Annotated in this window: 23 protein-coding genes and 1 pseudogene; 16 read left to right on the forward strand and 8 right to left on the reverse strand. The window is 45.1% G+C overall.

The window, feature by feature from the left end:
* The first annotated feature begins 4 nt into the window (after positions 1-4).
* Both ACRRS1_RS02530 and ACRRS1_RS02535 read left to right on the forward strand, forming a co-directional pair.
* Entirely contained in the window at positions 5-1,483 is a 1,479-nt protein-coding gene (locus tag ACRRS1_RS02530) for an AAA family ATPase (RefSeq protein WP_432468480.1), read from the forward strand.
* A 103-nt stretch (positions 1,484-1,586) separates the two neighbouring features.
* Positions 1,587-2,429, forward strand: a complete 843-nt coding sequence (locus ACRRS1_RS02535; protein WP_432454724.1) for a Dam family site-specific DNA-(adenine-N6)-methyltransferase — start codon at positions 1,587-1,589, stop codon at positions 2,427-2,429.
* A gap of 25 nt (positions 2,430-2,454) precedes the next feature.
* Here ACRRS1_RS02535 and ACRRS1_RS02540 read toward each other — a convergent pair whose 3' ends face one another.
* Positions 2,455-3,117, reverse strand: coding sequence for a DNA-methyltransferase (locus ACRRS1_RS02540; protein WP_432454723.1), 663 nt, complete (start codon positions 3,115-3,117; stop codon positions 2,455-2,457).
* A gap of 465 nt (positions 3,118-3,582) precedes the next feature.
* Positions 3,583-3,765, reverse strand: a complete 183-nt coding sequence (locus ACRRS1_RS02545) for a DUF2970 domain-containing protein (RefSeq protein WP_432454722.1) — start codon at positions 3,763-3,765, stop codon at positions 3,583-3,585.
* A gap of 118 nt (positions 3,766-3,883) precedes the next feature.
* On the opposite strand from ACRRS1_RS02545, the gene rpe reads away from it, so the two are divergent.
* The 8 genes and pseudogenes from rpe to ACRRS1_RS02585 all read left to right on the forward strand — a co-directional run bounded on the left by rpe (position 3,884) and on the right by ACRRS1_RS02585 (position 12,027).
* Positions 3,884-4,561, forward strand: coding sequence for a ribulose-phosphate 3-epimerase (gene rpe, locus ACRRS1_RS02550; protein WP_432454721.1), 678 nt, complete (start codon positions 3,884-3,886; stop codon positions 4,559-4,561).
* Between the two features lie 16 nt (positions 4,562-4,577).
* Positions 4,578-5,273, forward strand: coding sequence for a phosphoglycolate phosphatase (locus tag ACRRS1_RS02555; RefSeq protein ID WP_432454720.1), 696 nt, complete (start codon positions 4,578-4,580; stop codon positions 5,271-5,273).
* 31 nt (positions 5,274-5,304) lie between these two features.
* Positions 5,305-6,309 (forward strand): tryptophan--tRNA ligase, encoded by a 1,005-nt coding sequence (gene trpS, locus ACRRS1_RS02560; protein WP_432454719.1) that lies wholly within the window; start codon positions 5,305-5,307, stop codon positions 6,307-6,309.
* Between the two features lie 178 nt (positions 6,310-6,487).
* Positions 6,488-7,072 (forward strand): anthranilate synthase component II, encoded by a 585-nt coding sequence (locus ACRRS1_RS02565; RefSeq protein WP_432468478.1) that lies wholly within the window; start codon positions 6,488-6,490, stop codon positions 7,070-7,072.
* A 288-nt stretch (positions 7,073-7,360) separates the two neighbouring features.
* A pseudogene (locus tag ACRRS1_RS02570) lies at positions 7,361-8,571 on the forward strand (aspartate aminotransferase family protein).
* A 112-nt stretch (positions 8,572-8,683) separates the two neighbouring features.
* Entirely contained in the window at positions 8,684-9,712 is a 1,029-nt protein-coding gene (gene astA, locus ACRRS1_RS02575; protein ID WP_432460785.1) for an arginine N-succinyltransferase, read from the forward strand.
* Between the two features lie 46 nt (positions 9,713-9,758).
* Entirely contained in the window at positions 9,759-11,228 is a 1,470-nt protein-coding gene (astD, locus tag ACRRS1_RS02580; protein WP_432468476.1) for a succinylglutamate-semialdehyde dehydrogenase, read from the forward strand.
* Positions 11,229-11,238: 10 nt separating this feature from the next.
* Positions 11,239-12,027 (forward strand): DUF1338 domain-containing protein, encoded by a 789-nt coding sequence (locus ACRRS1_RS02585; protein ID WP_432456109.1) that lies wholly within the window; start codon positions 11,239-11,241, stop codon positions 12,025-12,027.
* Between the two features lie 57 nt (positions 12,028-12,084).
* On the opposite strand, the gene crp is transcribed toward ACRRS1_RS02585, so the two are convergent.
* Entirely contained in the window at positions 12,085-12,723 is a 639-nt protein-coding gene (crp, locus tag ACRRS1_RS02590; protein WP_432454714.1) for a cAMP-activated global transcriptional regulator CRP, read from the reverse strand.
* A 210-nt stretch (positions 12,724-12,933) separates the two neighbouring features.
* Here crp and ACRRS1_RS02595 point away from each other — a divergent pair, with 210 nt between their 5' ends.
* Entirely contained in the window at positions 12,934-13,341 is a 408-nt protein-coding gene (locus ACRRS1_RS02595; protein ID WP_432464298.1) for an OsmC family protein, read from the forward strand.
* Here ACRRS1_RS02595 and ACRRS1_RS02600 read toward each other — a convergent pair.
* The 3 genes from ACRRS1_RS02600 to ACRRS1_RS02610 are packed head-to-tail and all read right to left on the reverse strand — an operon-like array spanning position 13,338 to position 15,480.
* Complete coding sequence (locus ACRRS1_RS02600; protein WP_432454712.1) at positions 13,338-14,207, reverse strand: phosphoribulokinase; 870 nt, start codon at positions 14,205-14,207, stop codon at positions 13,338-13,340. The two genes, ACRRS1_RS02595 and ACRRS1_RS02600, sit on opposite strands and share 4 nt — an antisense overlap.
* Before the next feature lie 35 nt (positions 14,208-14,242).
* Positions 14,243-14,491: a YheU family protein gene (locus ACRRS1_RS02605; RefSeq protein ID WP_432454711.1), complete on the reverse strand. Its 249-nt coding sequence runs from the start codon at positions 14,489-14,491 to the stop codon at positions 14,243-14,245.
* Entirely contained in the window at positions 14,488-15,480 is a 993-nt protein-coding gene (locus tag ACRRS1_RS02610) for a hydrolase (RefSeq protein ID WP_432468956.1), read from the reverse strand. Before ACRRS1_RS02610 ends, ACRRS1_RS02605 begins: the two co-directional genes overlap by 4 nt.
* 131 nt (positions 15,481-15,611) lie before the next feature.
* Here ACRRS1_RS02610 and ACRRS1_RS02615 point away from each other — a divergent pair, with 131 nt between their 5' ends.
* Both ACRRS1_RS02615 and ACRRS1_RS02620 read left to right on the forward strand, forming a co-directional pair.
* Positions 15,612-17,012 carry a coniferyl aldehyde dehydrogenase gene (locus ACRRS1_RS02615; protein WP_432454710.1) on the forward strand — a complete coding sequence of 467 codons (1,401 nt, stop codon included), beginning with the start codon at positions 15,612-15,614 and terminating at the stop codon, positions 17,010-17,012.
* A 94-nt stretch (positions 17,013-17,106) separates the two neighbouring features.
* Positions 17,107-17,277, forward strand: a complete 171-nt coding sequence (locus ACRRS1_RS02620; RefSeq protein ID WP_432456107.1) for a hypothetical protein — start codon at positions 17,107-17,109, stop codon at positions 17,275-17,277.
* Positions 17,278-17,294: 17 nt separating this feature from the next.
* Here the strand turns inward: ACRRS1_RS02620 and miaA are convergent, their stop codons facing one another.
* Together miaA and ACRRS1_RS02630 are read right to left on the reverse strand one after the other, a co-directional pair.
* Positions 17,295-18,221, reverse strand: a complete 927-nt coding sequence (miaA, locus tag ACRRS1_RS02625) for a tRNA (adenosine(37)-N6)-dimethylallyltransferase MiaA (protein WP_432454709.1) — start codon at positions 18,219-18,221, stop codon at positions 17,295-17,297.
* Between the two features lie 120 nt (positions 18,222-18,341).
* Positions 18,342-18,563, reverse strand: a complete 222-nt coding sequence (locus ACRRS1_RS02630; RefSeq protein ID WP_432454708.1) for a DUF1127 domain-containing protein — start codon at positions 18,561-18,563, stop codon at positions 18,342-18,344.
* Positions 18,564-19,259: 696 nt separating this feature from the next.
* Here ACRRS1_RS02630 and ACRRS1_RS02635 point away from each other — a divergent pair.
* From ACRRS1_RS02635 to ACRRS1_RS02645, 3 genes are all read left to right on the forward strand, one after another.
* Positions 19,260-20,378, forward strand: coding sequence for a pyridoxal-phosphate-dependent aminotransferase family protein (locus tag ACRRS1_RS02635; RefSeq protein WP_432468474.1), 1,119 nt, complete (start codon positions 19,260-19,262; stop codon positions 20,376-20,378).
* Positions 20,379-20,459: 81 nt separating this feature from the next.
* The gene (locus ACRRS1_RS02640; RefSeq protein ID WP_432468473.1) at positions 20,460-21,074 is read left to right on the forward strand and encodes a flavin reductase family protein; all 615 of its coding nucleotides are present in this window, start codon (positions 20,460-20,462) and stop codon (positions 21,072-21,074) included.
* Positions 21,074-21,580 (forward strand): C40 family peptidase, encoded by a 507-nt coding sequence (locus ACRRS1_RS02645; protein ID WP_432468472.1) that lies wholly within the window; start codon positions 21,074-21,076, stop codon positions 21,578-21,580. Before ACRRS1_RS02640 ends, ACRRS1_RS02645 begins: the two co-directional genes overlap by 1 nt.
* The last annotated feature ends 36 nt before the right edge of the window (positions 21,581-21,616 follow it).

The raw sequence follows: 21,616 nt of genomic DNA on the forward strand, positions 1-21,616 counted from the left end.
TTGAATGGTGAGAGTGCGGCCTGATGCCGAGTTTGCGCAACTGCAAAGCCAATTACGTTTGCGCGATAGACTGATCACCCAAATTCGTTTTAGTGCCAAGCTAATTTGTATTACTGGCAGTGTGGGCTCGGGTAAATCCTTTATCGCCAGTGGGATACTCGAACGTGCTCAGTTCGCGAATCATGCCTTAGTGACTGCCAGCGATAAAGACGATGGCTCTCGCTTGCGTCGAGAACTGCTACAACAGTTATTACATGATCCATTGTTTAACCAAGATGATCCTTTATTTGATAGCTTTAAACGCAATGTACAAGAAACCAATGCTCCGTTAGTGATTATGATCGATGATGCCCATCGATTAACGACAGAATTACTAAGAGAGTTGTTGGAGTTTTATCAACATTACAATCAGCTATACCAATATTCCTTATCGTTACTGTTATTCGCAGAAGCTAGCAATAGCTTTAGTGCTCAGTTGGATGTGTTGAGCGCTGATATTCTGTATTTTGAGGTTCCCTCACTGAGCGACAATGAGTCTTTTGAATTGGCTTCATTGTTATTTAATCGAGCCGAGTATGTTGCGGAGTTTGAAAATCAACAAGCAATCGAACAACATATAGCATCGGCGAAAGGAAACCCTCGTCTTATTTATCAATTTGTCGATCAAATCGTTACTGGAGATATCCCCATGTCGGAAGCTAGTGCTCCTAATAGAAAAAAACTTTATATCGCCATTGTTGTCGTATTGTGCGCAGCAGTCGCTGGTTTACTGGTTCAGTTGGTCAACGACTGGGGTAAAGAGGATAAGGGAAATGATAGCCGTATTGCCTTGGCTCTTATGGAGGAGCCGACTTTAGCCAATGGCTCTACTCCGGCCGAAGAATTCGCATCGGCGCAAGCGAATTCCAGTTCTAGCACTCAAGTCGATACCGCTAAACTACCTTCGTTAGATGTTGCGACAGAAGTTGATTTGACCGCACAAAGTCAAGCCAAGCAATTACGAGTGGTGGTTGAGGATGATGTCGTGAGTAAGTTGTTAGCGGATCAGGGAAAAGCCGAAAACCAAGCTAAGCCTGACTTGACGAGCAACATTAATGATAGTGAAAACTTGTTGGTTGAGCCACAACCATCAACAATATCGACCGATAAAATTGAGTCAGCCGATGTGACGAAAGAAGTTCCAATTCAGTTGACCGATGTGAAGTCTTTGCTTCAAGCTAAACCAGCGAAACATTATACTTTACAGTTAATGGCGTTGAAAAATCGAGAAAAAGCCGAGCAATTTGTTTCTTCTCGCAAATGGTATCATGAGGTATGGGTCTACCATTCGTCGGCTAATCCAAATGTGCCTTATAAAATCATTTATGGTGATTTTACGACGCGGGAGCAGGCTCAAGCTGCACGTCTCAATTTGAAAAAGCAGAATCTGGATTCTTTGATCAAGCAATTTAGCCAAGTTCAGTTCGAATTAACGGAATCGTGATGACGCATCTTCGAGCCTTTTTTCAGTGGGTAGAGCATTTTGGCGAAACAAGGCAGAAGACTGATTTGTTGGTGTGTCTATTATATTTAGCTGAAGGTCATCTGTGAGTCGTAATATATCTTCAGTTAATCGTAAGTCTCCGTTGAAGTGGGCTGGTGGCAAGAAGCGCATTGTTGATGAAATCAAAGTGAATCTTCCATCTACTGGAAAGAAGCGTTTGATTGAGCCATTTGTAGGTGGCGGTTCGGTGTTTCTTAATTTTGAGTTTGATGAATACCTATTGGTGGATACTAACCAAGATCTCATTAATCTGTTTGGGTTCATCAAAACGCAGCCGGATAGATTTATTAAGGAAGCAGAAAACTTCTTTATTGGTAACCATAATCATCCCGATTTCTACTATCAGCTGCGCGAGCAATTTAATCAATCCACAGATCCATATGAACGCTCATTACTCTTCGTCTACTTAAATCGACACGGTTATAACGGGCTATGTCGTTATAATAAAAGTGGTGGATTTAATGTACCTTTTGGACGCTATAAGCGGCCTTACTTTCCTCGAGAAGAGTTTATCGAATTCTCTAAGGTCGCTCAGCGTGCATCATTTGTATGTGGTGATTTTGAACAGGCATTTCTCGCTGCGGGTGAACATGATGTTGTTTATTGTGATCCGCCTTACTCGCCAATTAATCGAACCTCGAACTTTACTGCTTATGCTGGAAATAAGTTTACCGATGATGACCAACGTCGTTTAGTTGAATGCGCGCTGCAAGCGAAGCAGCGTGGTGTATCTACACTTATATCAAACCACTTTACCGACTTCACTCAGGAGCTATATGCTGGCGCTGATACACTTAGCTTGTTGAGTGTTCAACGTAATATTAGCTGTAAGGGAAGTGTGCGAGGCAAGTCTAAAGAGGTTATGGCGCTTTATTCGGGAAGCTAGGCGGCGCATTAAAGCGCCTTGTTTGTTAGTTTATTTCTGCAACTCGATTTCGAAAGTGTTGGTGAGCGGATTCCGAAATATCGCATCCGAGATATTCTCGGCCTAAGTTTTTAGCGGCGATTAAGACCGAACCAGATCCAAAAAATGGATCGACGACCAGCTGATTTTTCGTGCTGCTTTGAGAAATTAGTGTTTCAAGCAATGGCACTGGCTTTTCTGTGGGATATCCGCGATAAACTCGTTTACATTCAAGAATATCTGGTATGCCTAAATTATTGAGTTTCTTTTTTCCTTTTTCAAAGAAAAGGATGTACTCGTGACGAGCTCTGTAATGGTATCCCATGCCGATTGTGACTTTATCCCAAATAATAGGTTTCCAAAATTTGAATCCTATTTTTTCTGCAATTGGTTTTACGACAAACATTGTTTCTTGATCGCAGAATAAGTAAAAATGCGAATTGTTCTTCAGAACCCGATATATCTGCTTGAGAAGCGTTTCAAAACGCGCATTCGGGAAAATTTCAAACCACTGATTACTAGACGATTTACTTACTTTTAGTCTGGTGGTTGTCCCGATATTTCGGTGCTTTTCCAGGGACTCGTAGGGTGGATCTGTGATTAAAAGATCGACGCTTGCATCGGCAAGTGTCGCAAGCCAACTGACCGCATCATCTCGATAAATTTGCATTGAACCTCTAGACTAAACTGCTACATACGCGCCCATTTTCTGAGACATGAGAAGGTACACCTTTCTTCAATTTACGGCAATCGATACAATAACTTTGATCGCCATCTGGATTTTTAGCCGTTTTTCTCGCAGGTGTCTTTCCAAAGGATAATGGCTAGGGATGAAATACATGTTCACTGCCGTTTGCAGCTGAACAATGTGGGCAAGATTTATAGTTTCTAGTAGTTTGAGGATCTTTTTTATAGATCATTCCATTCTTTAATGCTCTGTTACAACAGTTACAAGCCATATTATTCATCCTAAGTGATTTAGTGATAAATAATATAAGGCGAATCACCAACTGATTTTGAGATTGACCCGAGATTTACGAGTTCAAGATGTGGTCGTTCTCAAGCCAATGAAGGGAACTCGAATCATCCGCTTAGATTGACTCGAGTTGGTGAGTCGAGAGGATATCTCAAATCATTAAGTGATCGCGGTGACTAGTAATACCAGACTCATTACGAGGGCCAATACCATCACGATCCCAAGGCCGATAAATTGCCAAGCTTTACCCTGACTAAAATCCTGCTGGCGTTGTTTGTCTGATTGAACACCTAATAATGCGGCGAAGACACTTTTCAGTATACTTGAAGGCTTTTCGGCCATTATTTAGTCCCTATATTGAGGCGGTTTAAGTCAAGCATAAAACAATCTTGGTAGAGTGATTGGATCATGCCTCAAGCTGCGCTAAAATTGCGCACTTTCAAACCCAATGGTTATTCCAATGAGCACACCTTTTTTAATTGCCCCTTCTATTCTAGCTGCTGATTTTGCCCGTTTGGGCGAAGAGGTGGAAAATGTACTTGCCGCAGGCGCAGACGTGATCCACTTTGATGTGATGGACAATCACTATGTGCCAAATTTAACCTTTGGGCCAGCCGTATGTCAGGCCTTGCGTAATTACGGCATTGAAGCGCCTATCGACGTGCATTTAATGGTTAAGCCAGTGGATAGTCTGATCCCCGAGTTTGCGAAAGCGGGGGCAAGCATGATTACTTTTCATGCCGAAGCTTCAGAGCATATTGATCGTAGCTTACAACTGATCAAAGAGCAGGGCTGTCAAGCGGGCCTAGTATTGAATCCCGCGACGCCACTACACTACTTGGATTATGTGATGGATAAGTTGGATATGATCTTGTTGATGTCAGTCAATCCCGGTTTTGGTGGTCAAAAATTCATTCCTGGTAGCCTTGATAAATTACGTCAAATTCGCGATAAAATTGATGCCAGTGGTTATCCGATTCGTTTAGAAGTGGATGGCGGTGTCACGCCGGATAATATTGCCGAAATCGCCGCCGCAGGCGCTGATATGTTTGTTGCTGGCTCGGCTATTTTTAGCAAACCAGATTACCGAGCAGTGATTGAGCAAATGCGTGCCGAATTAGCCAGTTTAAGTAAATAATAAGTAGTGAGCCTATATGACAACGTTAAACAAAATTAAGCTCATCGCTTTTGATTTAGATGGCACATTAGTCGATAGTGCGCCCGATTTGGCCTTAGCCATTAATGCGATGTTAGTTGATTTAGGTCGTGATGTGTTTAGTGAAGCGACGATCCGCCATTGGGTAGGCAATGGTGCCGAAGTTTTGATTAAGCGAGCACTCTCTGGTTGTTCAGAGATTGCGGCAGATCTAGACGAAGCGCTTTACTTAAGTGCAAAACCTTTATTTAACCGACATTATGCTGAAAAGCTGTGTGTAGCGAGTCGCTTATATGCAGGGGTTCGTTTAAGCTTAGCGGCGTTAGCCGAGATGAACCTTCCAATGGCGATTGTGACGAATAAACCAAGCTTGTTTACCCAACCACTATTAGAACAGCTTGATCTTGCGCAATACTTTGATGTGGTATTATCTGGTGATAGCTTAGCGCGTAAGAAGCCAGACCCTTTACCTTTAACTCACTTAGTTGGTCAGTATCAACTGGGTATTGAACAGTTGCTGATGGTCGGTGATTCAAAAAATGATATTCAAGCAGCAAAAGCTGCAGGATGTCGCTCACTAGGCTTGACCTATGGTTATAACTACGGTGAAGATATTGCCTTAAGTGACCCCGATTTTGTGGCGGATAGCCTCGAGACCCTGGTTGAATTAATGTCGGGTTCAGTCACGGCTTAAGTCCCATTTGTATTGTTTAAGTAGGAAAATCATGAGTAAACCCGTTGTATTAAGTGGCATTCAGCCATCCGGTTCGTTAACCATTGGTAATTATATTGGGGCGATTAACCAGTGGATCCACATGCAAAATGAATATAACTGTCATTTCATGCTGGCAGATTTGCATGCGATAACAGTTCGTCAAGAACCTAAGCAATTTAAAAACCAAGTCTTAGATGGTTTAGCCATGTACATAGCTTGTGGTTTAGATCCCGACAAGAGCACCATCTTTGTCCAATCACAGGTACCAGAGCATGCTCAACTCGCTTGGGTACTTAATTGTTATACCCAAATGGGCGAATTGAATCGGATGACTCAGTTCAAAGATAAGTCGACCAAGTATGCGAATAACACCAATGCGGGTTTATATACTTATCCGGCTTTAATGGCGGCGGATATATTACTTTATCAGGCAAATGCGGTGCCGGTAGGGGAAGATCAAAAGCAACATTTAGAACTCACGCGTGATATTGCTAATCGTTTCAATAATCTTTACGGCGAAGTGTTCACGGTACCCGAACCATTTATTCCTCAGTTTGGTGCGCGAGTGATGTCGCTGCAAGAGCCAACCAAGAAGATGTCTAAGTCCGACGATAATGTTAAAGCTTTCATCTTGCTTAGCGATACACCCAAACAAATTGCTAAGAAAATTAAAGCTTCGGTGACCGACTCTGATGAACAGGCGCGGATCTATTTCGATCGGGAAGAAAAACCCGGTGTGTCTAATTTGCTCACGTTACAGTCGGTGGCCACTGGTCAGTCAATTGATGACTTGGTCGCGGGATATGCTGGTAAAATGTATGGTCACTTGAAAGTGGATACCGCCGATGCGGTGGTGGCAATGATGGAACCTATCCAAGCGCGCTATCATGCGCTGCGTGAAGATGAGTCAGCCCTGCAAGCAATCATGGCTAAAGGCGCGGCGCGAGCTAGTGAGCAAGCTCGCCAAACACTACATTCGGTCTATGAGGTACTCGGTTTTATCGGCTTAAAATAGCCTTTACAGCTTGCGGTTCGAAGAAAGCCCAGTGAATGCTGGGCTTTCGTGTTTGTAAGACGTTTGCTTAAGCGAACACGGGTTTTTAGCTTAACGAAAGATCAACCGACCTTCAGCAAAATCGTATAAGATAGTCCTCTTTTATGGCTTTGCATTATGAGTGAGACGATAAGGCTGCATGTTACTCATTATCGATAATTACGATTCGTTTACTTATAACCTTTACCAATATTTTTCGCAGTTAAAGGTTGAGGTTAAGGTGGTGCGTAACGATCAGCTCAGTATTACGCAGATCGAACAAATGGCGCCGACTCACCTGGTTATATCACCAGGACCTTGCTCGCCCAACGAGGCGGGGATATCTTTACAGGTGATCGCTGAATTTGCCGATCAATTGCCTATATTGGGGGTGTGTCTGGGCCATCAGTGTATCGCTCAGCATTTTGGGGCGAGAGTGGTCAGAGCGGACATGCCGATGCATGGTAAGGTCAGGCCAATCCATCATCAGCAACAATCAGTATTTATGGGTTTGGCCAGTCCAATGGCGGTCACCCGTTATCACTCTTTATTAGTAGAGGCTGATAGCCTGCCAGATTGTTTGGAAGTCACGGCTTGGAGCCATGATCAGCAAGGGCAAGCTTATGAAATTATGGGGCTGCAGCATCGTTCTTTGCCGATCCACTCGGTGCAGTTTCACCCGGAAAGCATTCTTACTGAACAAGGTTTAGGCTTATTCGATAACTTTATTCGTTCGACTATATAGAACACTAATGTTTAATAACGGTTTAATTTTATAATTAAATCGAATGAATAATTTATGCATATTTATGCGAAAGTTTATGTGTTTTAGAGTAAAATGGCTTATTTGGCAGGACGCTTATTTAGAGCTATGCACTGAACTTGCGTAAAAATGGTTATATTTTGTATGGTGCTTTTGCAGTATGCTCAGACATCATGCTCGATATTTGTCATAATCCCAAGAATATTTACAAACTGTTAACTTCTCTGGCTATCGTTATAGGAATCGCCAGATTGATAAGGAGAACGCTACATGTCACATGCTGTAACTCGTGCGCTTTTTGACCAAGTCATGGTTCCCAATTACGCCCCCGCGGCGATTATTCCGGTGAAGGGCGAGGGCTCTCGTTTATGGGATCAAGAAGGGCGGGAGTATGTCGACTTTGCTGGTGGAATCGCGGTCAACTGTTTGGGGCATTGTCACCCCGCCTTAGTGAAAACCTTGACAGAACAGGGCCAAACACTATGGCACCTGAGTAATGTGCTGACCAACGAACCAGCTTTACGTTTGGCTGAAAAATTGGTGAATAGTACCTTTGCCGAGAAAGTATTTTTCTGTAATTCAGGCGCGGAAGCCAACGAAGCGGCCCTAAAGTTGGCTCGTCGCTATGCGATTGAACATGGAAGCCAAGAGAAAACAAAAATCATTGCCTTCGAACAAGGGTTCCATGGACGTACTTTCTTTACCGTGACGGTGGGTGGACAAGCGAGCTATTCCGACGGTTTTGGTCCTAAACCCGCAGGTGTTGAGCACATTCCCTACAATGATACCGCAGCGCTGGAAGCGTTGATTGATGATCAAACCTGTGCAGTGATGATGGAACCTCTCCAAGGAGAGGGGGGATCATTAGCGCCGATCTAGAATTTGCAAGAAAAGTTCGCGAGCTGTGTGATAAACACCAAGCATTACTTATTTTTGATGAAGTACAAACTGGCGTCGGCCGCACAGGGGAACTTTACGCTTACATGGGTCTAGGGATCACGCCGGATATACTCACCTCGGCGAAAGCTTTAGGTGGGGGGTTTCCTATTGCGGCTATGCTGACGACAACTGAGATTGCCGCCTCAATGAAGGTCGGCACTCATGGCAGTACTTATGGTGGAAACCCCTTGGCTTGCGCTGTGGCAGCAACTGCCTTCGATATTGTTAATAGTGAATCAGTCTTAGCGGGTGTGAAACAACGGGAGCAGTGGTTCAGAGAAGCTTTAATGGCGATTAATGATAAATATCAGGTTTTTTCTGAGGTGCGCGGTAAGGGGTTACTGTTGGGTGCGGTGCTGAATGAGCAATATCAGGGGCGTGCGCGCGACTTCTTAGTGGCTGCGGCGGCGGAAGGGCTTATGGTTCTGGTGGCAGGGGCGAACGTGATCCGTTTTACCCCTTCTTTAATTATTCCTCAGCTTGATATAGAGCTGGGTATGCAGCGTTTCGAACAAGCAATTGCCAAAGTGGTAAACGGCTAGTCTTATGGGCTTAGTCTCCTTGTGATACTAAGCCACTTCAATGCTTTATTATCATTCGGCGTGACTCTAAAGGGTCGCGGTGGTTTGTTATTTGATGAATGGAGACTTCGCTATGTTAGTTATCCGCCCTATTAAGGAAACGGACTATCCTGCGTTATTACAAATGGCGGTGGCTTCAGGGGTTGGCTTCACCTCTTTACCGGTTGATGAGCCTCTTTTAAAAGAAAAGCTCGCCCATTCGATACGTTCTTTTACCGCAGATGCCGACAGCCCAGGCAATCAACATTATTTAATGGTTGCTGAAGATAGCGACACCGGAGAAGTGGTTGGGACCACCGCTATTGATGCGGCTGTGGGGATGAGTAACCCCTTCTATACTTACCATCTCGGAAAAGTGGTTCATGCTTCGCGTAGCCTCAATGTTTATAACGTGGTTGAGACTCTTACTCTGACTAATGATTATACCGGGGTGACTGAGTTATGTACGCTGTTTTTGCAAGAGTCGCATCGTCGTGGAAACAATGGACGCTTATTATCCAAATGTCGTTTCTTATTGATGGCTGAACATTCGCATTGTTTTAATGATTCAGTGATCGCCGAAATGCGGGGGGTCTCTGATGAACACGGGCGTTCACCTTTTTGGCAGTGGTTACAGGATCATTTCTTTAGTGTTGATTTCCCGACGGCGGACTACTTAACCGGGGTTGGTAAGAAAGAATTTATTGCCGAGTTAATGCCGAAATATCCGATATACGTCAACTTATTGAGTAAAGAAGCACAGGCGGTGATTGGTGAGGTGCATGAAAAAACTCGTCCAGCTTTACGCCTGCTCGAATCTGAAGGTTTTTGTAAACACGGTTATGTGGATATTTTTGATGCTGGGCCGACCGTCGAGTGCCCATTAAAGTTGATCGAAAGTGTCAAACATTCCCTCAAGGTGAGCATCAGTATTGCGGAGCCCGCCGCCTCTGCTGAAGAAATGTTACTAAGTAATGCTCGCTTAGTTGATTTTAGAGCTTGTGTGGCGGCGATCCAGTTAGATTCCGACTCATTGCGAGCGGGTATATCGGCTAGTACTGCAGCAGCCTTAGAGGTACAAGAGGGTGATCTGATTCGTATTGGTGCGCTACGTTTAGAATAGTCATAGGCTCGCCCATGGGGCCGCTATAAAGGATGTGAGGTTGTAGATGGAACATTTAAATCAGTTTATTAATGGTCAATGGCTAGCGGGTCAAGGTGCCTCGTTTCAGTCTATCGATCCAGCCAAGAATGTTTGCGTTTGGCAGGGCAATGCTGCGTTATCAGCGCAAGTCGATCAAGCCGTTAAGGCGGCACGAGCGAGCCAGTTTGACTGGTATATGCTTGGGCTAGAATCAAGAATTGCAGTGATTAAACAATTCGCGGCCTTGTTGGAGCAAAATAAAGAGCGCCTAGCCTTAGTGATTGCCCAAGAGACCGGTAAACCCTTGTGGGAAACTCGCACCGAAGTTGTCGCGATGATCGGCAAGGTGGCTATTTCTGAGAAAGCCTATGCCGAGCGAACTGGCGAGTCATCTTCTGAGTTACCGATTGCAAAAGCGGTATTACGTCACAAGCCGCATGGTGTGGTGGCGGTATTTGGTCCCTATAATTTCCCAGGACATTTACCTAATGGCCATATTGTTCCCGCTTTAATTGCCGGTAATAGTGTGGTGCTGAAACCTTCAGAACTCACGCCTTATACTTCGGAATGTATCGTTAAATTATGGCAACAAGCGGGTTTGCCTGATGGGGTACTTAACTTACTGCAAGGGGAGGTGGTTACAGGTAAGGCGCTGGCTGCTCATCCTGATATCGATGGGTTATTTTTTACTGGTAGTTCTAACACGGGTCACTTATTGCATCAGCAGTTTGCCAGTCAGCCGGATAAAATACTCGCTTTAGAAATGGGCGGCAATAATCCCTTGGTGGTTGACCAAGTCGCCGATGTTGATGCTGCGGTACACGATATTGTTCAATCCGCCTTTATTTCGGCAGGACAGCGCTGTACTTGCGCACGCCGTTTGTTTTTGCCTCGTAGTGAACAAGGTGAGCAGATCTTAGCCCGTCTATTAGAAGTCACTCAAGCCATTCAAGTGGGTCTCTATGATGCCGAGCAGCAGCCCTTTATGGGCGCAATGATTAGTGCGAAAGCTGCCGCTGGAATGGTTGAGGCCCAACGGCAGTTGCAACAGCTCGGTGGGCAGTCCTTGCTTGAGCTACAGCAGCTAGAGCAAAACAAGGGCTTGGTTACACCTGGTATTATCGATGTGACGTCTGTTGCTGCGCTGCCCGATGAAGAGTACTTTGGCCCGTTATTGCAGGTGCTCCGTTATCATGACTGGGATGACGCGATTGCTCAGGCAAATCATACTCGATTCGGTTTATCGGCAGGCTTGCTGAGCCATGATCCGCTAAAATGGGAAAACTTCCGTCATCGGATCCGCGCCGGTATTGTCAATTGGAACCGTTCGATTACCGGCGCTTCGAGTGCTGCACCTTTTGGTGGCGTGGGCGCTTCTGGAAATCATCGGGCTGGTGCTAAGTATGCGGCGGACTACTGTGCTTATCCTGTCGCCTCTATGGAAGGTGAAGCCAGCGTGATGCCAGCGGTACTCAGCCCAGGCTTACACTTTTAGGGAGAATATGATGACCTTAGATTTGTTTTTTGAACGTTTATGGCAACAATATTTGGCGGTGACACCTAGCGCCGAAGCGATCCATCAGCTGTTGGGCGATGGTCATCAGATCGTCAATGATCATATTGCCATTCGCAGCTTTAATTTACCGAATACCGGTGTGGAAGCTTTTGCGAAACACTTATTGGCGATGGGCTATCATCGAGGAGGAGAATACCATTTTGCGAATAAGCACTTAGACGCGGCTCACTTTGAGCATTCCGACCCGAGTATTCCCAAAGTCTTTATTAGTGAATTACAGGTTGAGAGCTTGTCTGATAAGGCGCAGATGATTGTTCAAGGTTTGGCTAAGCAGGTGCCATTAGCGCTTTATCAACAGCCAGAAGTTTTTTTCTGTGGCCGTCCATGGCAATTGAGCTACGCTGATTATCAGCAGCTACTTGAAGAAAGTGAATATGCCGCTTGGTTGGCTGCTTATGGTTATCGAGCGAATCATTTTACGGTGTCAGTCAACCAGCTACCGCATTTCGACAGCTTACAACAGGTGAATCAATGTTTGAGTGAGGCGGGTTATGTGCTCAATAAGCTTGGTGGTGAGATCAAAGGTTCGCCGGAAGTGTTATTAGAGCAATCTTCAACTATGGCAGATTTATCTGAAGTAGTATTTAGTGATTCTAGTCAACGCATTCCCAGTTGCTTCTATGAGTTTGCACTGCGTTATCCATTACCGAACGGTGAGTTATATTCCGGCTTTGTTGAAGCTTCGGCGGATAAAATATTTAGTAGTACTAATCGTTAGTTGGCACAATAAAAAAGCCGCATAAGCGGCTTTTTTTATAGGTAAACAGAGAGTTGCTTAGCGGGTACCGTAAACCACAATTGTTTTACCGTGGGCGGTGATAAGCTCTTGCTCTTCTAGCATCTTAAGAATACGACCAACCGTTTCACGAGAACAGCCAACAATTTGGCCGATCTCTTGGCGGGTAATCTTAATTTGCATACCATCTGGATGAGTCATCGCATCTGGCTGTTTCGCTAGGTTTAGTAAAGTCTGAGCAATTCGACCAGTCACGTCTAAGAAGGCTAAATCACCCACTTTTTGGCTGGTGATCTGCAGGCGGGTTGCCATTTGCCCTGACAAACGCATCAGGATCTCAGGATTCACTTGAATCAGTTGACGGAATTTCTTATAAGAAATTTCGGCAACCTCACAAGGGCTTTTAGCCCTGATCCAAGCGGTCCGGATCGGGTTTTCAGTGTCTTCGAAAAGGCCTAGTTCGCCCATGAAGTCACCTTGATTCAGATAAGACAAGATCATTTCCTTGCCTTCTTCATCTTTAATTAAAACCGCGACTGAGCCCTTGACTATGTAGTATAGGGTTTCGGCTTTTTCGCCGGCATGAATTAGGGTGCTTTTTGAAGGGTACTTATGTATGTGACAGTGAGAAAGAAACCACTCCATCACCGGATCAGCTTGAGGTTTGCCAATTACCATATTAAAGAAATCCTCTGTCTTTATAATTATTTACCAGCTATATACTTAGTAAATTGTATTTATTCTAATTGTTTTCCATCCACCCCTAGCATAAAAGGCTTCGGACTTTGCTGCAAGGCATTTATACGCCTTTAGTATGAGGTAATTACTAGCCATGAACCTTGACCTAGATTAAGCTGGTGAACGAAATATTAAGCAGGAGAATCTAATATGAAAGCGTCGGTCAAGTGGTCAAAAGAACTACAGTTTATTGGTGAAAGCAGTTCAGGCCACCAAATATTGATGGATGGCGACGCTGCGAAAGCTGCTCCGAGCCCGATGGAGTATGTCTTAATGGCGGCTGGTGGATGTAGTTCTGTGGATGTCATTTCTATTTTATCTAAGGCTCGGCAGCAAGTGACTGATTGCCAAGTTCATTTGGAATCAGAGCGAGCCGAGGCGGCGCCGAAGGTATTTACCAACATCCACCTGGAGTTTGTCGTAAGTGGGGTGAATTTGAGCGATAAGCACGTTGCCCGAGCGGTGCAATTGAGTATGGAAAAATACTGCTCGGTATCGTTAATGTTGGGTAACAGCTGTGAAATTAGCCACAGCTATCGGATTGAAAGCGCGAGTTAACGAACTTTTCCGGTTTCCAGCAATTGTTGGATCATCGGTGATAAAATTAGCTCCATGGCGAAACCCATCTTTCCTCCTGGAACCACGATGGTGTTTTGCCGCGACATATAAGCACCGTCAATCATCTGTAACAGATAAGGAAAATTAACGTTTTTGAGTCCTCTAAAACGGATCACTAACATGCTTTCATCGAGTGACGGAATACTCTTAGCGCTAAAAGGGTTTGATGTATCGACCGTAGGGACGCGCTGAAAGTTGATATGGGTACGCGAAAATTGTGGGGTGATGTAGTTGATGTAGTCATCCATTGAACGAACAATTGAATCTTGCACGGCCTCTCGTGAATGGCCTCGTTCGGTGGTATCCCTCACCAGTTTTTGGATCCATTCTAAGTTCACAATCGGCACCATGCCGATCAGCAAATCAACTTTTGACGCGACATTTTTCTCATCGTAGACCACGCCGCCGTGCAAGCCTTCATAAAATAATACTTCGGTTTCTTCCGGCAGTTCCTGCCAAGGGGTAAACGTGCCCGGCATTTGATTGTATGGCACGGCTTCGTCGAAGGTGTGCAGATAACGTCGATATTGACCAGTACCATCTTCTCCATATTGTTTGAAAAATTCATACAACAAATTGAAGTCGTTGGCCTCCGGGCCGAAGTAGCTGATGTGCTTTCCGTGTTCGCGAGCCTTTCGGATGGCTACATCCATTTCGGGTCGAGTGTAACGGTGAAAACTGTCGCCCTCAATAAAGGCTGCATTCAGTTTATGTTGCCTAAATAAGTGAGCGAATACCTCACTGGTGGTTGACGTTCCGGCACCGGAAGAACCAGTGACAGCGATAATAGGATGTTTAGCTGACATAATGACCTATCTGTAAGTGAGACTATAAACATGATTTATACATCATCCTGCAGCCTATCCGTGGCTGAGGCATTAAATTGCTCTTTGGCAATCAAGTTGACTGTTTCATGTAGTTCTGAGTATACGATTAAAACTGAACCATTAATAACCTGTTGTTTAATTTGCTCTCGTTTGTCTTCTAAACTCAACTCTTGTTCACCATAGTCGGTGCCTTCACGTAATACGAAACTTTCGAGTAAAGCTTCGAAAGTGTCGGCCGCTAGGTTTTGCCAAGGAATTATCATGAATTAGCATGCTCTTTTGTGTTGAGGTGCTGGCTAAACCACTGTGGAATAGCAGACTCTAGCCAGAATGTTGGACGAAACAGGCTACCACCGACAAATCCTACATGTCCACCAGTGCGGCTTAGTCGATATTCAATCGCGGGGCTGATTTGCTCATTTCGCGGGATCACTCTTGCGTCCATAAAAGGATCATCGGCGGCGTGGATCAGCAAAGTGGGTAAGCCAATGTGCTTGAGTAAGGGTAAGCCGCTACAGCGTTGGTAATAGTCAACGGCACCTGCAAACTGATGGGCTGGGGCGGTGTAGTGTTCATCAAACTCTACGAAGTTACGCCAGCGCTTGACTTGCGTTTGTTGCAGTGGGGCTTGTGGCATACGGCTAATCTTTTTACAGAGGTTTTTTTTCATCCGGCTGAGTAAGTGATGCTGGTATATTTGAGAAAAACCCTGTTGTAGTCGCTGGGAACAGGCGGCTAAGTGCAGTGGCGCAGAGATGACCGCGGCCGCAGTTAGCGGTGAGCGTGGTTCTTTCGCTAGATAATTCACCAACATATTCCCGCCTAGCGAGTAGCCCAAGGCGAATAGAGGGGCTTTGGGATTGAGTGCGTGTAAATGCTCAATACAAGCTCGTGCGTCATCAATCTCGCCACTGTGGTAACCGCGCCATAGCTTGTTGGGTTTACCACTACATCCTCGAAAATGCATCACCACTGCTCGCCAGCCTTGCTGTTTACAAGCTTGTAAGATCCCCTTGGCATAGGGTGAATGTACACTGCCTTCTAAGCCATGGAAGACGAGCACGATTGCTTGTTCTGGTTTGTCAGTCTTGGCACTATCAATCCAAGCGAGATCGATAAAGTCACCATCGTCTAGATCTAACTGTTGCCAATCCAAATTGAGTTTTTTGTTGCGCAATAACAAAGTGGGCAGCAGAGTTTGAATATGCCGATTACGAGCCCACCAGGGCGCTTTAAAGTGCGTAGCGTTAATTTTTTGCCTCCATTAAAACCACTGAGTAAACGATATGGTGTGGCATAACAATTTTCGAGTTTGGTCAAATTAGTTTACAAGTTACTCATGGTAACATAACCTTTGTTCACGGCAGATGATTGAGATAGCACATGAACCAAGCAAGCAAACTGCAATTGTCCCAAGAGTTAAGCGATTTGCAAGCGGCTTATCGTCAACAGCCTTACCCTAGTTTAGCGATACGTCGCTACCATCTTAGCCAAATGCTGCGGCTGTTGCTCGATAATCAAGCCGCTATTATCGCTGCGATTAGTGACGATTTTGGTTATCGCAGTCCGCATGAGTCGAGGCTGATTGAAATTTTCCCGGCCATCGAGGGCCTGCGTTATAGTCTAAAACACCTCAAAAAATGGCTTAAGCCACAACATCGTCAGGTGAGTCTTTGGTACTTTGGAGCGAGTAATCGGGTTCAGGCTCAACCGCTCGGGGTGGTTGGGGTCATTGTCCCCTGGAACTACCCTCTGTATTTGGCCTTCGCGCCCCTTACCGATGCACTGGCGGCAGGAAATAAGTTGATGATTAAAATGTCTGAACTTAGTCCCGCCTTAAGCCATTTGCTGATCCAATTGTTGCCAAAGTACTTGCCCGACGATGTGCTGCGGATCTATTCAGACGACGGCTCACTGGGGCCAAGTTTTTCAGCCTTGCCCTTTGATCACCTCATCTTTACTGGTTCCACCCAAACAGGGCGTAAAGTGATGGCGGCCGCCGCGCAAAACTTAACCCCTGTTACCTTAGAGTTAGGCGGAAAGTCACCAGTGATCGTGGCTGAGGATTATCCCATAACTCAGGCGGCTGAGCGAATACTGATGGGGAAGCTGCTGAATGCTGGGCAAACTTGTGTGGCACCCGATTACGTGTTGCTTCCCAAGGGAACGAGGTCAGCTTTTATTCAGGCTTGTTTAGCTTATACCGCCAAACACTACAGCGATATGTCAGATCCTGCTCTTTCTAATATGATCTCGGCGGATTTTTTAACTCGGCAGGTGAACTTGCGCGAGCAGGCAATAGCCCAGGGCGCTGAATTTATCCCGTTAATTGCTGGTGAATGTGCAGGGAAATTTACGCCGGGTTTGTTAGTTGACGCAGCTGCGTCATCCTTGGTGATGCAGCAAGAGATTTTTGGTCCACTATTACCGATTGTCGAATATCAAGATTTGTCGCAGGCCATCACTTATGTCAACCAAACTGCACCGCCGTTGGCCCTTTATCTATTTACCAAGCAGTTTGGGGTGCAGCTACGAGTGCAGCAGCAAATTCAAGCTGGTGGCCTGTGTATTAATGAGGTGTTACTACATGTGGCTCAGCATCAGCTGCCATTTGGCGGAGTCGGCAGCAGTGGTATGGGCCACTACCATGGTTACGATGGTTTTGTGCAGTTTTCTAAAATGCTGCCAATCTTTAAACAAGGTCCATTTGCAGCGACTCGTTTGATGCGACCGCCTTATACCCGCATCAGCGACTACTTGCTTAAATTGATGACCCGTGGATAATCGAATTAGCCAAAGTTAAGGGGGAGCGCTAGTGGATTGCCAGTTTTGTTCTCGGGCATGGTTTGTAGAAAAGTTAGGGCGTTGTAAGCAATGCATGATTTTGGCCAACTTGGGTTGGATACTGATGTTATGCCTTTGCATTGTCTACCGAGGAGATATAGCCGTGTATCGGCTGAGCTTATGGGCTGGTTTTGCCGCGTTTGCTAGTTTAAGTGCTGCCCATTGGTTGATGTTTTTTTATTACCGATGGTTTGCGTCAAAATAGTCACATGCGGCCAACTATTAATCCGTGTTTAGACTGCTTAAATGAGGTGCTATCACTTGCTCAGCTTGAGTTAATAATGAGTTTTCTGGCGATAGCCAATGGATCTCATCACCGCGACGCTCCATCTTTCTGAACCAGGTATCCTGGCGTTTGGCAAATTGGTGGATTTGAGAATTGAGCTTTTGAAACATATCGTTATAGCTCAGCTGTTGTTGCAGGTATTGTGCGACTAAACGGTACTCTAAGCCATAAAACTCTAGTTTTGCATAGCTCACACCTTGAGCGTGCAGGCGTTCAACTTCTTCCACTAAACCCTGTTCAAGCCGCTGTTTTAAACGTAGCGTGATGCGTTGACGGAGTACTGCTCGCTCCCAACGGATCCCCAAGTAAAGTGGCTTTATCTCGGGGTGAGGGGAGGTTTGCGGGGGCGCTGTGTCTGACTCGGCAATTTCAATGGCTCGCACTAAACGCGGTCGGACCTGTAAATCAGTATTATTATGTTGCTCGGGCTTTACTGAGAGTAAACGTTGCTGCAGTTGCTCTAGGCTGAGTTCTGCAAGCTCGTTACGTAGGGCCTGATTGCTTGGTACTTCATGTAGCTGATAATTTTGGGTCACCGCATCAATGTACAAACCTGTTCCACCAACCATAACGGGGAGCTGTTGTCGTTGTTTAATTTGCTGGTAGGCTTTGAAGAAATCACGCTGAAAATGAAATACGCTGTATTCGGCCTCAGGTTCAACGATATCAATTAGGTGATAGGGGATCTCCTGGTATTCATCCAGATCTTTACCCGAGCCTAAATCCAAGCCTCGATACACTTGCCTAGAATCGGCAGATAGTATTTCGCCGCCGTAAAGTCTGGCGATCTCCACGCCAAGATGGGTTTTTCCTGATGCGGTAGGCCCGAGAACAACCAGCAAGTTTGCAAGATTAGTCGACATAGTAGTATTGATTACAGAGTGTTGGCGGGAATGGTAACAAGAAAAAACAAAAACGGCATGTGCAGAAGCAACATGCCGAGTGAAATAGCCTGAGATCCTTGGCAAAAATGGTGTTTAAGCCTAGTTTTCCCAGAAGTTTTTGCGAGACTCTTGGTAGCGGTCTGCTTCTGTTAAACCGATATCACGTAATAAGTACGCGGGTAATTGAGCCAATTGACGGCGGGTTTTTTGGCGCTGGATCCACACATTACAAAGATTGTATAACTCAACAATACCGTGTTGGGTTTGTGGTAAGGAAGAACTGTGTTTATTGCTGTGGATCGTGTTTATATTGATATTCATATCGAGGACCTCATCTCAGTTGATGGGAGAATAGTAGTTCTGAAATGCGAGGTTCTCAAACAAGTTAAATTGCAACCTAATCATTAGAAAAACTAATGTAACGTGGTTTTTTTATAGAGCCGTTTTGAATCGATTTTAGACGTGAATAAATATTCATAAATGTGAATGTAAAATTCATTTGAATATTTTATTTAGCATTTTTGTAGCAGTTTATTTACTCTCTGAGCCTTTATTTTAGGGATTCACATTTATGCTAAAGCTTTGTTGTGATCCAGGTCGTTATTGCGTAATTATTCGCTGGTTGAATTGCCTCTAGATTGACACTTAATCCCCCGTAAATAAAGGGGCTATTGGTGGTTTGAATTAGTCGTTCATTTTTTGTTTAGGATCAATTTTGGAATACCATGAAAGCCTTCGTTGTTTATTTGTTTTGTTGCGACCTTGTGCATGATCTGTTGCTTGGTTGATATCAAAAAGATCGGTTTTTGATCGAATTTGACATGAAGCATTTTAGGCTGAGGAATGAACCACAAGTTCGCTGGGTTAATGTTTTTTTGGCTTAGTTAATTTAACCTAAATGATTTTTGTGGCTTGCTGGTGATTGTTCGTTTTACATTCAATTGTTTGTACGCTAATGCTAGAGTGCATAGGCGACAAAACATAACGACAATAAATAACTAACGATAAGGACATGGCATGAACCTAACATCCTTTAATCCGCCGCGGCGGATTTTAATGGGCCCCGGCCCTTCCGATATTTCACCACAAGTATTACAGGCACAGAGTCGTCCCATTATTGGCCATCTTGATCCACTGTTTGTAAATATGATGGATGAAATTAAGGCGCTGCTGCAATATGCTTTTCAAACTACGAATCAACATACCTTTGCGGTTTCCGCTCCTGGCTCTGCTGGCATGGAAACTTGCTTTGTGAATTTGGTCGAGCCTGGTGACAAGGTTATTGTTTGTATTAATGGGGTATTTGGTCAACGGATGTTGGAAAATGTCGAACGTTGTGGCGGTATCGCTGTGGTGATAGAGGATGCTTGGGGGCAGCCTGTCTCTCCGGCAAAAGTGGAGCAGGCCTTACAGCAGCACCCCGACAGTAAAATCGTGGCTTTTGTGCATGCCGAAACCTCTACTGGTGTCGCGTCTGATGCACAGGCTTTATGTGGCTTGGCCAAGCAGCACGGCTGTTTGTCGATTGTAGATGCGGTGACCTCCGTCGGCGGGATCCCGGTTTTGGTTGATGAGTGGGGGATTGATGCAATTTACTCTGGCAGTCAAAAGTGTTTGTCTTGTGTGCCTGGTCTATCGCCGGTGAGCTTTAGCCCAGCGGCGGTTGAAAAACTGAAAGGCCGTAAAACCAAGGTGCAGAGTTGGTTCTTAGACCAAAGCTTGGTTATGGCCTATTGGTCAGGTGAGCAAAAACGTTCTTATCATCATACCGCTCCTGTGACAGCTCTATATGCTTTGCATGAGTCACTGCTGATGTTACATCAAGAAGGCTTAGAGCAAGCTTGGCAGCGGCATGCGCAGCAACATGCCTTATTAGCTGCGGGTTTGGACAAATTGGGATTAAATCTGATGGTAGAGATTGCATATCGATTGCCGCAATTAAATCTGGTTGCGGTGCCTGAAGGTGTAGATGAACAAGCGGTTCGCGCTCGTTTGTTGAATGACTACAATTTGGAAATTGGCGCAGGCCTTGGACAGTTTGCAGGAAAGGCCTGGCGAATTGGTTTAATGGGATATGCGGCACGTCAAGAGAATGTGAGCTTGTGTTTAGCGGCACTTGCCGAGGTACTGGAATAAGACTAGCTGTTTCTCCTATACTCAAGCATGAAACCCGCGTCGGCGGGTTTGTTGTTATATTACCTTTAAAGGAGCTATTTTGTGTTCATCGATTTTGCTGAGTTAACGAGTCAGCAGATTTACCACTGTATGACTCAAACTATCGTCCCTCGCCCTATTGCTTGGGTTTTGAGTGATAACGGGCAAGCAGCTTCCTATAATTTAGCGCCATTTTCGTATTTCACTGCAATAAGTTCAGATCCACCCTTGATCATGCTATCGCTTGGTAAGAAACCGGATGGTTGTGACAAAGACACTAAAGTGAATATTGAGCAGCGTCAGTATTGTGTGGTTCATCTCGCGCATGCTAAGCAAGCCAAATTAGTGACTGAATCTGCCAGAACACTTCCCCACGGCGAATCAGAAGTTGAGGCGCAACAACTCGCGGTGACAGCTTTTGCTGATTTTGCTTTACCTCGCTTAAGTGATGCGCCTATCGCGATGGCTTGCGAGCTATTCGAAATCCAATCAATTGGCAATACACCGCAAGCGATGATCATTCTTAAAGTATTACACCTATATATAGAAGAACAATTTGTGGCTACGGCAGAAGGGCGAATAGCTGTCGATACCAATGCGTTAAATCCGTTGGGCCGACTCGGTGGTGGTGAGTATTGGGCCAACGGTGAAAGCTTTACTATTCAACGGCCCAAATAATGCAGACGGTTGTTTGTAGAGCCATTCGTAGCAAGCCTGGTCTGCTATATAGTCTTTGTTTCGTGCTTAGCCTTTATCTACTGGTGGGTTGTAGTGCACATCAAACTCAAGTTGTGCCGCCCGTTAAGGGGATAACGCTTGAGCAGGCTGAGTTACTAAAGGTGCATCAAGAATGGCAGGGGACGCCCTATAGATTAGGCGGAGATAGTAAAAGTGGAATTGATTGTTCCGCTTTTGTTCAGCAACTCTATATCAGCGCTTACCACAAACAACTCCCCAGAACGACTGAAGCACAGATGCGCCAAGGTAAGGCTATTCGCCTGGCTGAGGCTAAAACTGGCGATCTGATCTTTTTTAAAACCAGTCGTAAAGTACGACATGTCGGGGTGATTTATGACCAACAGTACTTTCTGCATGCCTCAACATCAAAAGGTGTGATCTTTTCTCGACTCGATAATGTGTATTGGTCACCCAAGATTATCGCCATAAACAGACCTAGTCTGTAGATAAAATAAGCTAAATATTACCGCAGAGTTTACTAT

Source organism: Agarivorans sp. Z349TD_8, assembly GCF_050870825.2.
Taxonomy (GTDB): domain Bacteria; phylum Pseudomonadota; class Gammaproteobacteria; order Enterobacterales; family Celerinatantimonadaceae; genus Agarivorans.

Excerpts from the sequence above, each read along its gene's own strand:
- ACRRS1_RS02530 (WP_432468480.1), top strand. The coding sequence starts at position 5 with ATGGTGAGAGTGCGGCCTGATGCCGAGTTTGCGCAACTGCAAAGCCAA.
- ACRRS1_RS02540 (WP_432454723.1), bottom strand. The coding sequence starts at position 3,117 with ATGCAAATTTATCGAGATGATGCGGTCAGTTGGCTTGCGACACTTGCC.
- ACRRS1_RS02545 (WP_432454722.1), bottom strand. The coding sequence starts at position 3,765 with ATGGCCGAAAAGCCTTCAAGTATACTGAAAAGTGTCTTCGCCGCATTA.
- rpe (WP_432454721.1), top strand. The coding sequence starts at position 3,884 with ATGAGCACACCTTTTTTAATTGCCCCTTCTATTCTAGCTGCTGATTTT.
- ACRRS1_RS02555 (WP_432454720.1), top strand. The coding sequence starts at position 4,578 with ATGACAACGTTAAACAAAATTAAGCTCATCGCTTTTGATTTAGATGGC.
- trpS (WP_432454719.1), top strand. The coding sequence starts at position 5,305 with ATGAGTAAACCCGTTGTATTAAGTGGCATTCAGCCATCCGGTTCGTTA.
- ACRRS1_RS02565 (WP_432468478.1), top strand. The coding sequence starts at position 6,488 with ATGTTACTCATTATCGATAATTACGATTCGTTTACTTATAACCTTTAC.
- astA (WP_432460785.1), top strand. The coding sequence starts at position 8,684 with ATGTTAGTTATCCGCCCTATTAAGGAAACGGACTATCCTGCGTTATTA.
- astD (WP_432468476.1), top strand. The coding sequence starts at position 9,759 with ATGGAACATTTAAATCAGTTTATTAATGGTCAATGGCTAGCGGGTCAA.
- ACRRS1_RS02585 (WP_432456109.1), top strand. The coding sequence starts at position 11,239 with ATGACCTTAGATTTGTTTTTTGAACGTTTATGGCAACAATATTTGGCG.
- crp (WP_432454714.1), bottom strand. The coding sequence starts at position 12,723 with ATGGTAATTGGCAAACCTCAAGCTGATCCGGTGATGGAGTGGTTTCTT.
- ACRRS1_RS02595 (WP_432464298.1), top strand. The coding sequence starts at position 12,934 with ATGAAAGCGTCGGTCAAGTGGTCAAAAGAACTACAGTTTATTGGTGAA.
- ACRRS1_RS02600 (WP_432454712.1), bottom strand. The coding sequence starts at position 14,207 with ATGTCAGCTAAACATCCTATTATCGCTGTCACTGGTTCTTCCGGTGCC.
- ACRRS1_RS02605 (WP_432454711.1), bottom strand. The coding sequence starts at position 14,491 with ATGATAATTCCTTGGCAAAACCTAGCGGCCGACACTTTCGAAGCTTTA.
- ACRRS1_RS02615 (WP_432454710.1), top strand. The coding sequence starts at position 15,612 with ATGAACCAAGCAAGCAAACTGCAATTGTCCCAAGAGTTAAGCGATTTG.
- ACRRS1_RS02620 (WP_432456107.1), top strand. The coding sequence starts at position 17,107 with ATGATTTTGGCCAACTTGGGTTGGATACTGATGTTATGCCTTTGCATT.
- miaA (WP_432454709.1), bottom strand. The coding sequence starts at position 18,221 with ATGTCGACTAATCTTGCAAACTTGCTGGTTGTTCTCGGGCCTACCGCA.
- ACRRS1_RS02630 (WP_432454708.1), bottom strand. The coding sequence starts at position 18,563 with ATGAATATCAATATAAACACGATCCACAGCAATAAACACAGTTCTTCC.
- ACRRS1_RS02635 (WP_432468474.1), top strand. The coding sequence starts at position 19,260 with ATGAACCTAACATCCTTTAATCCGCCGCGGCGGATTTTAATGGGCCCC.
- ACRRS1_RS02645 (WP_432468472.1), top strand. The coding sequence starts at position 21,074 with ATGCAGACGGTTGTTTGTAGAGCCATTCGTAGCAAGCCTGGTCTGCTA.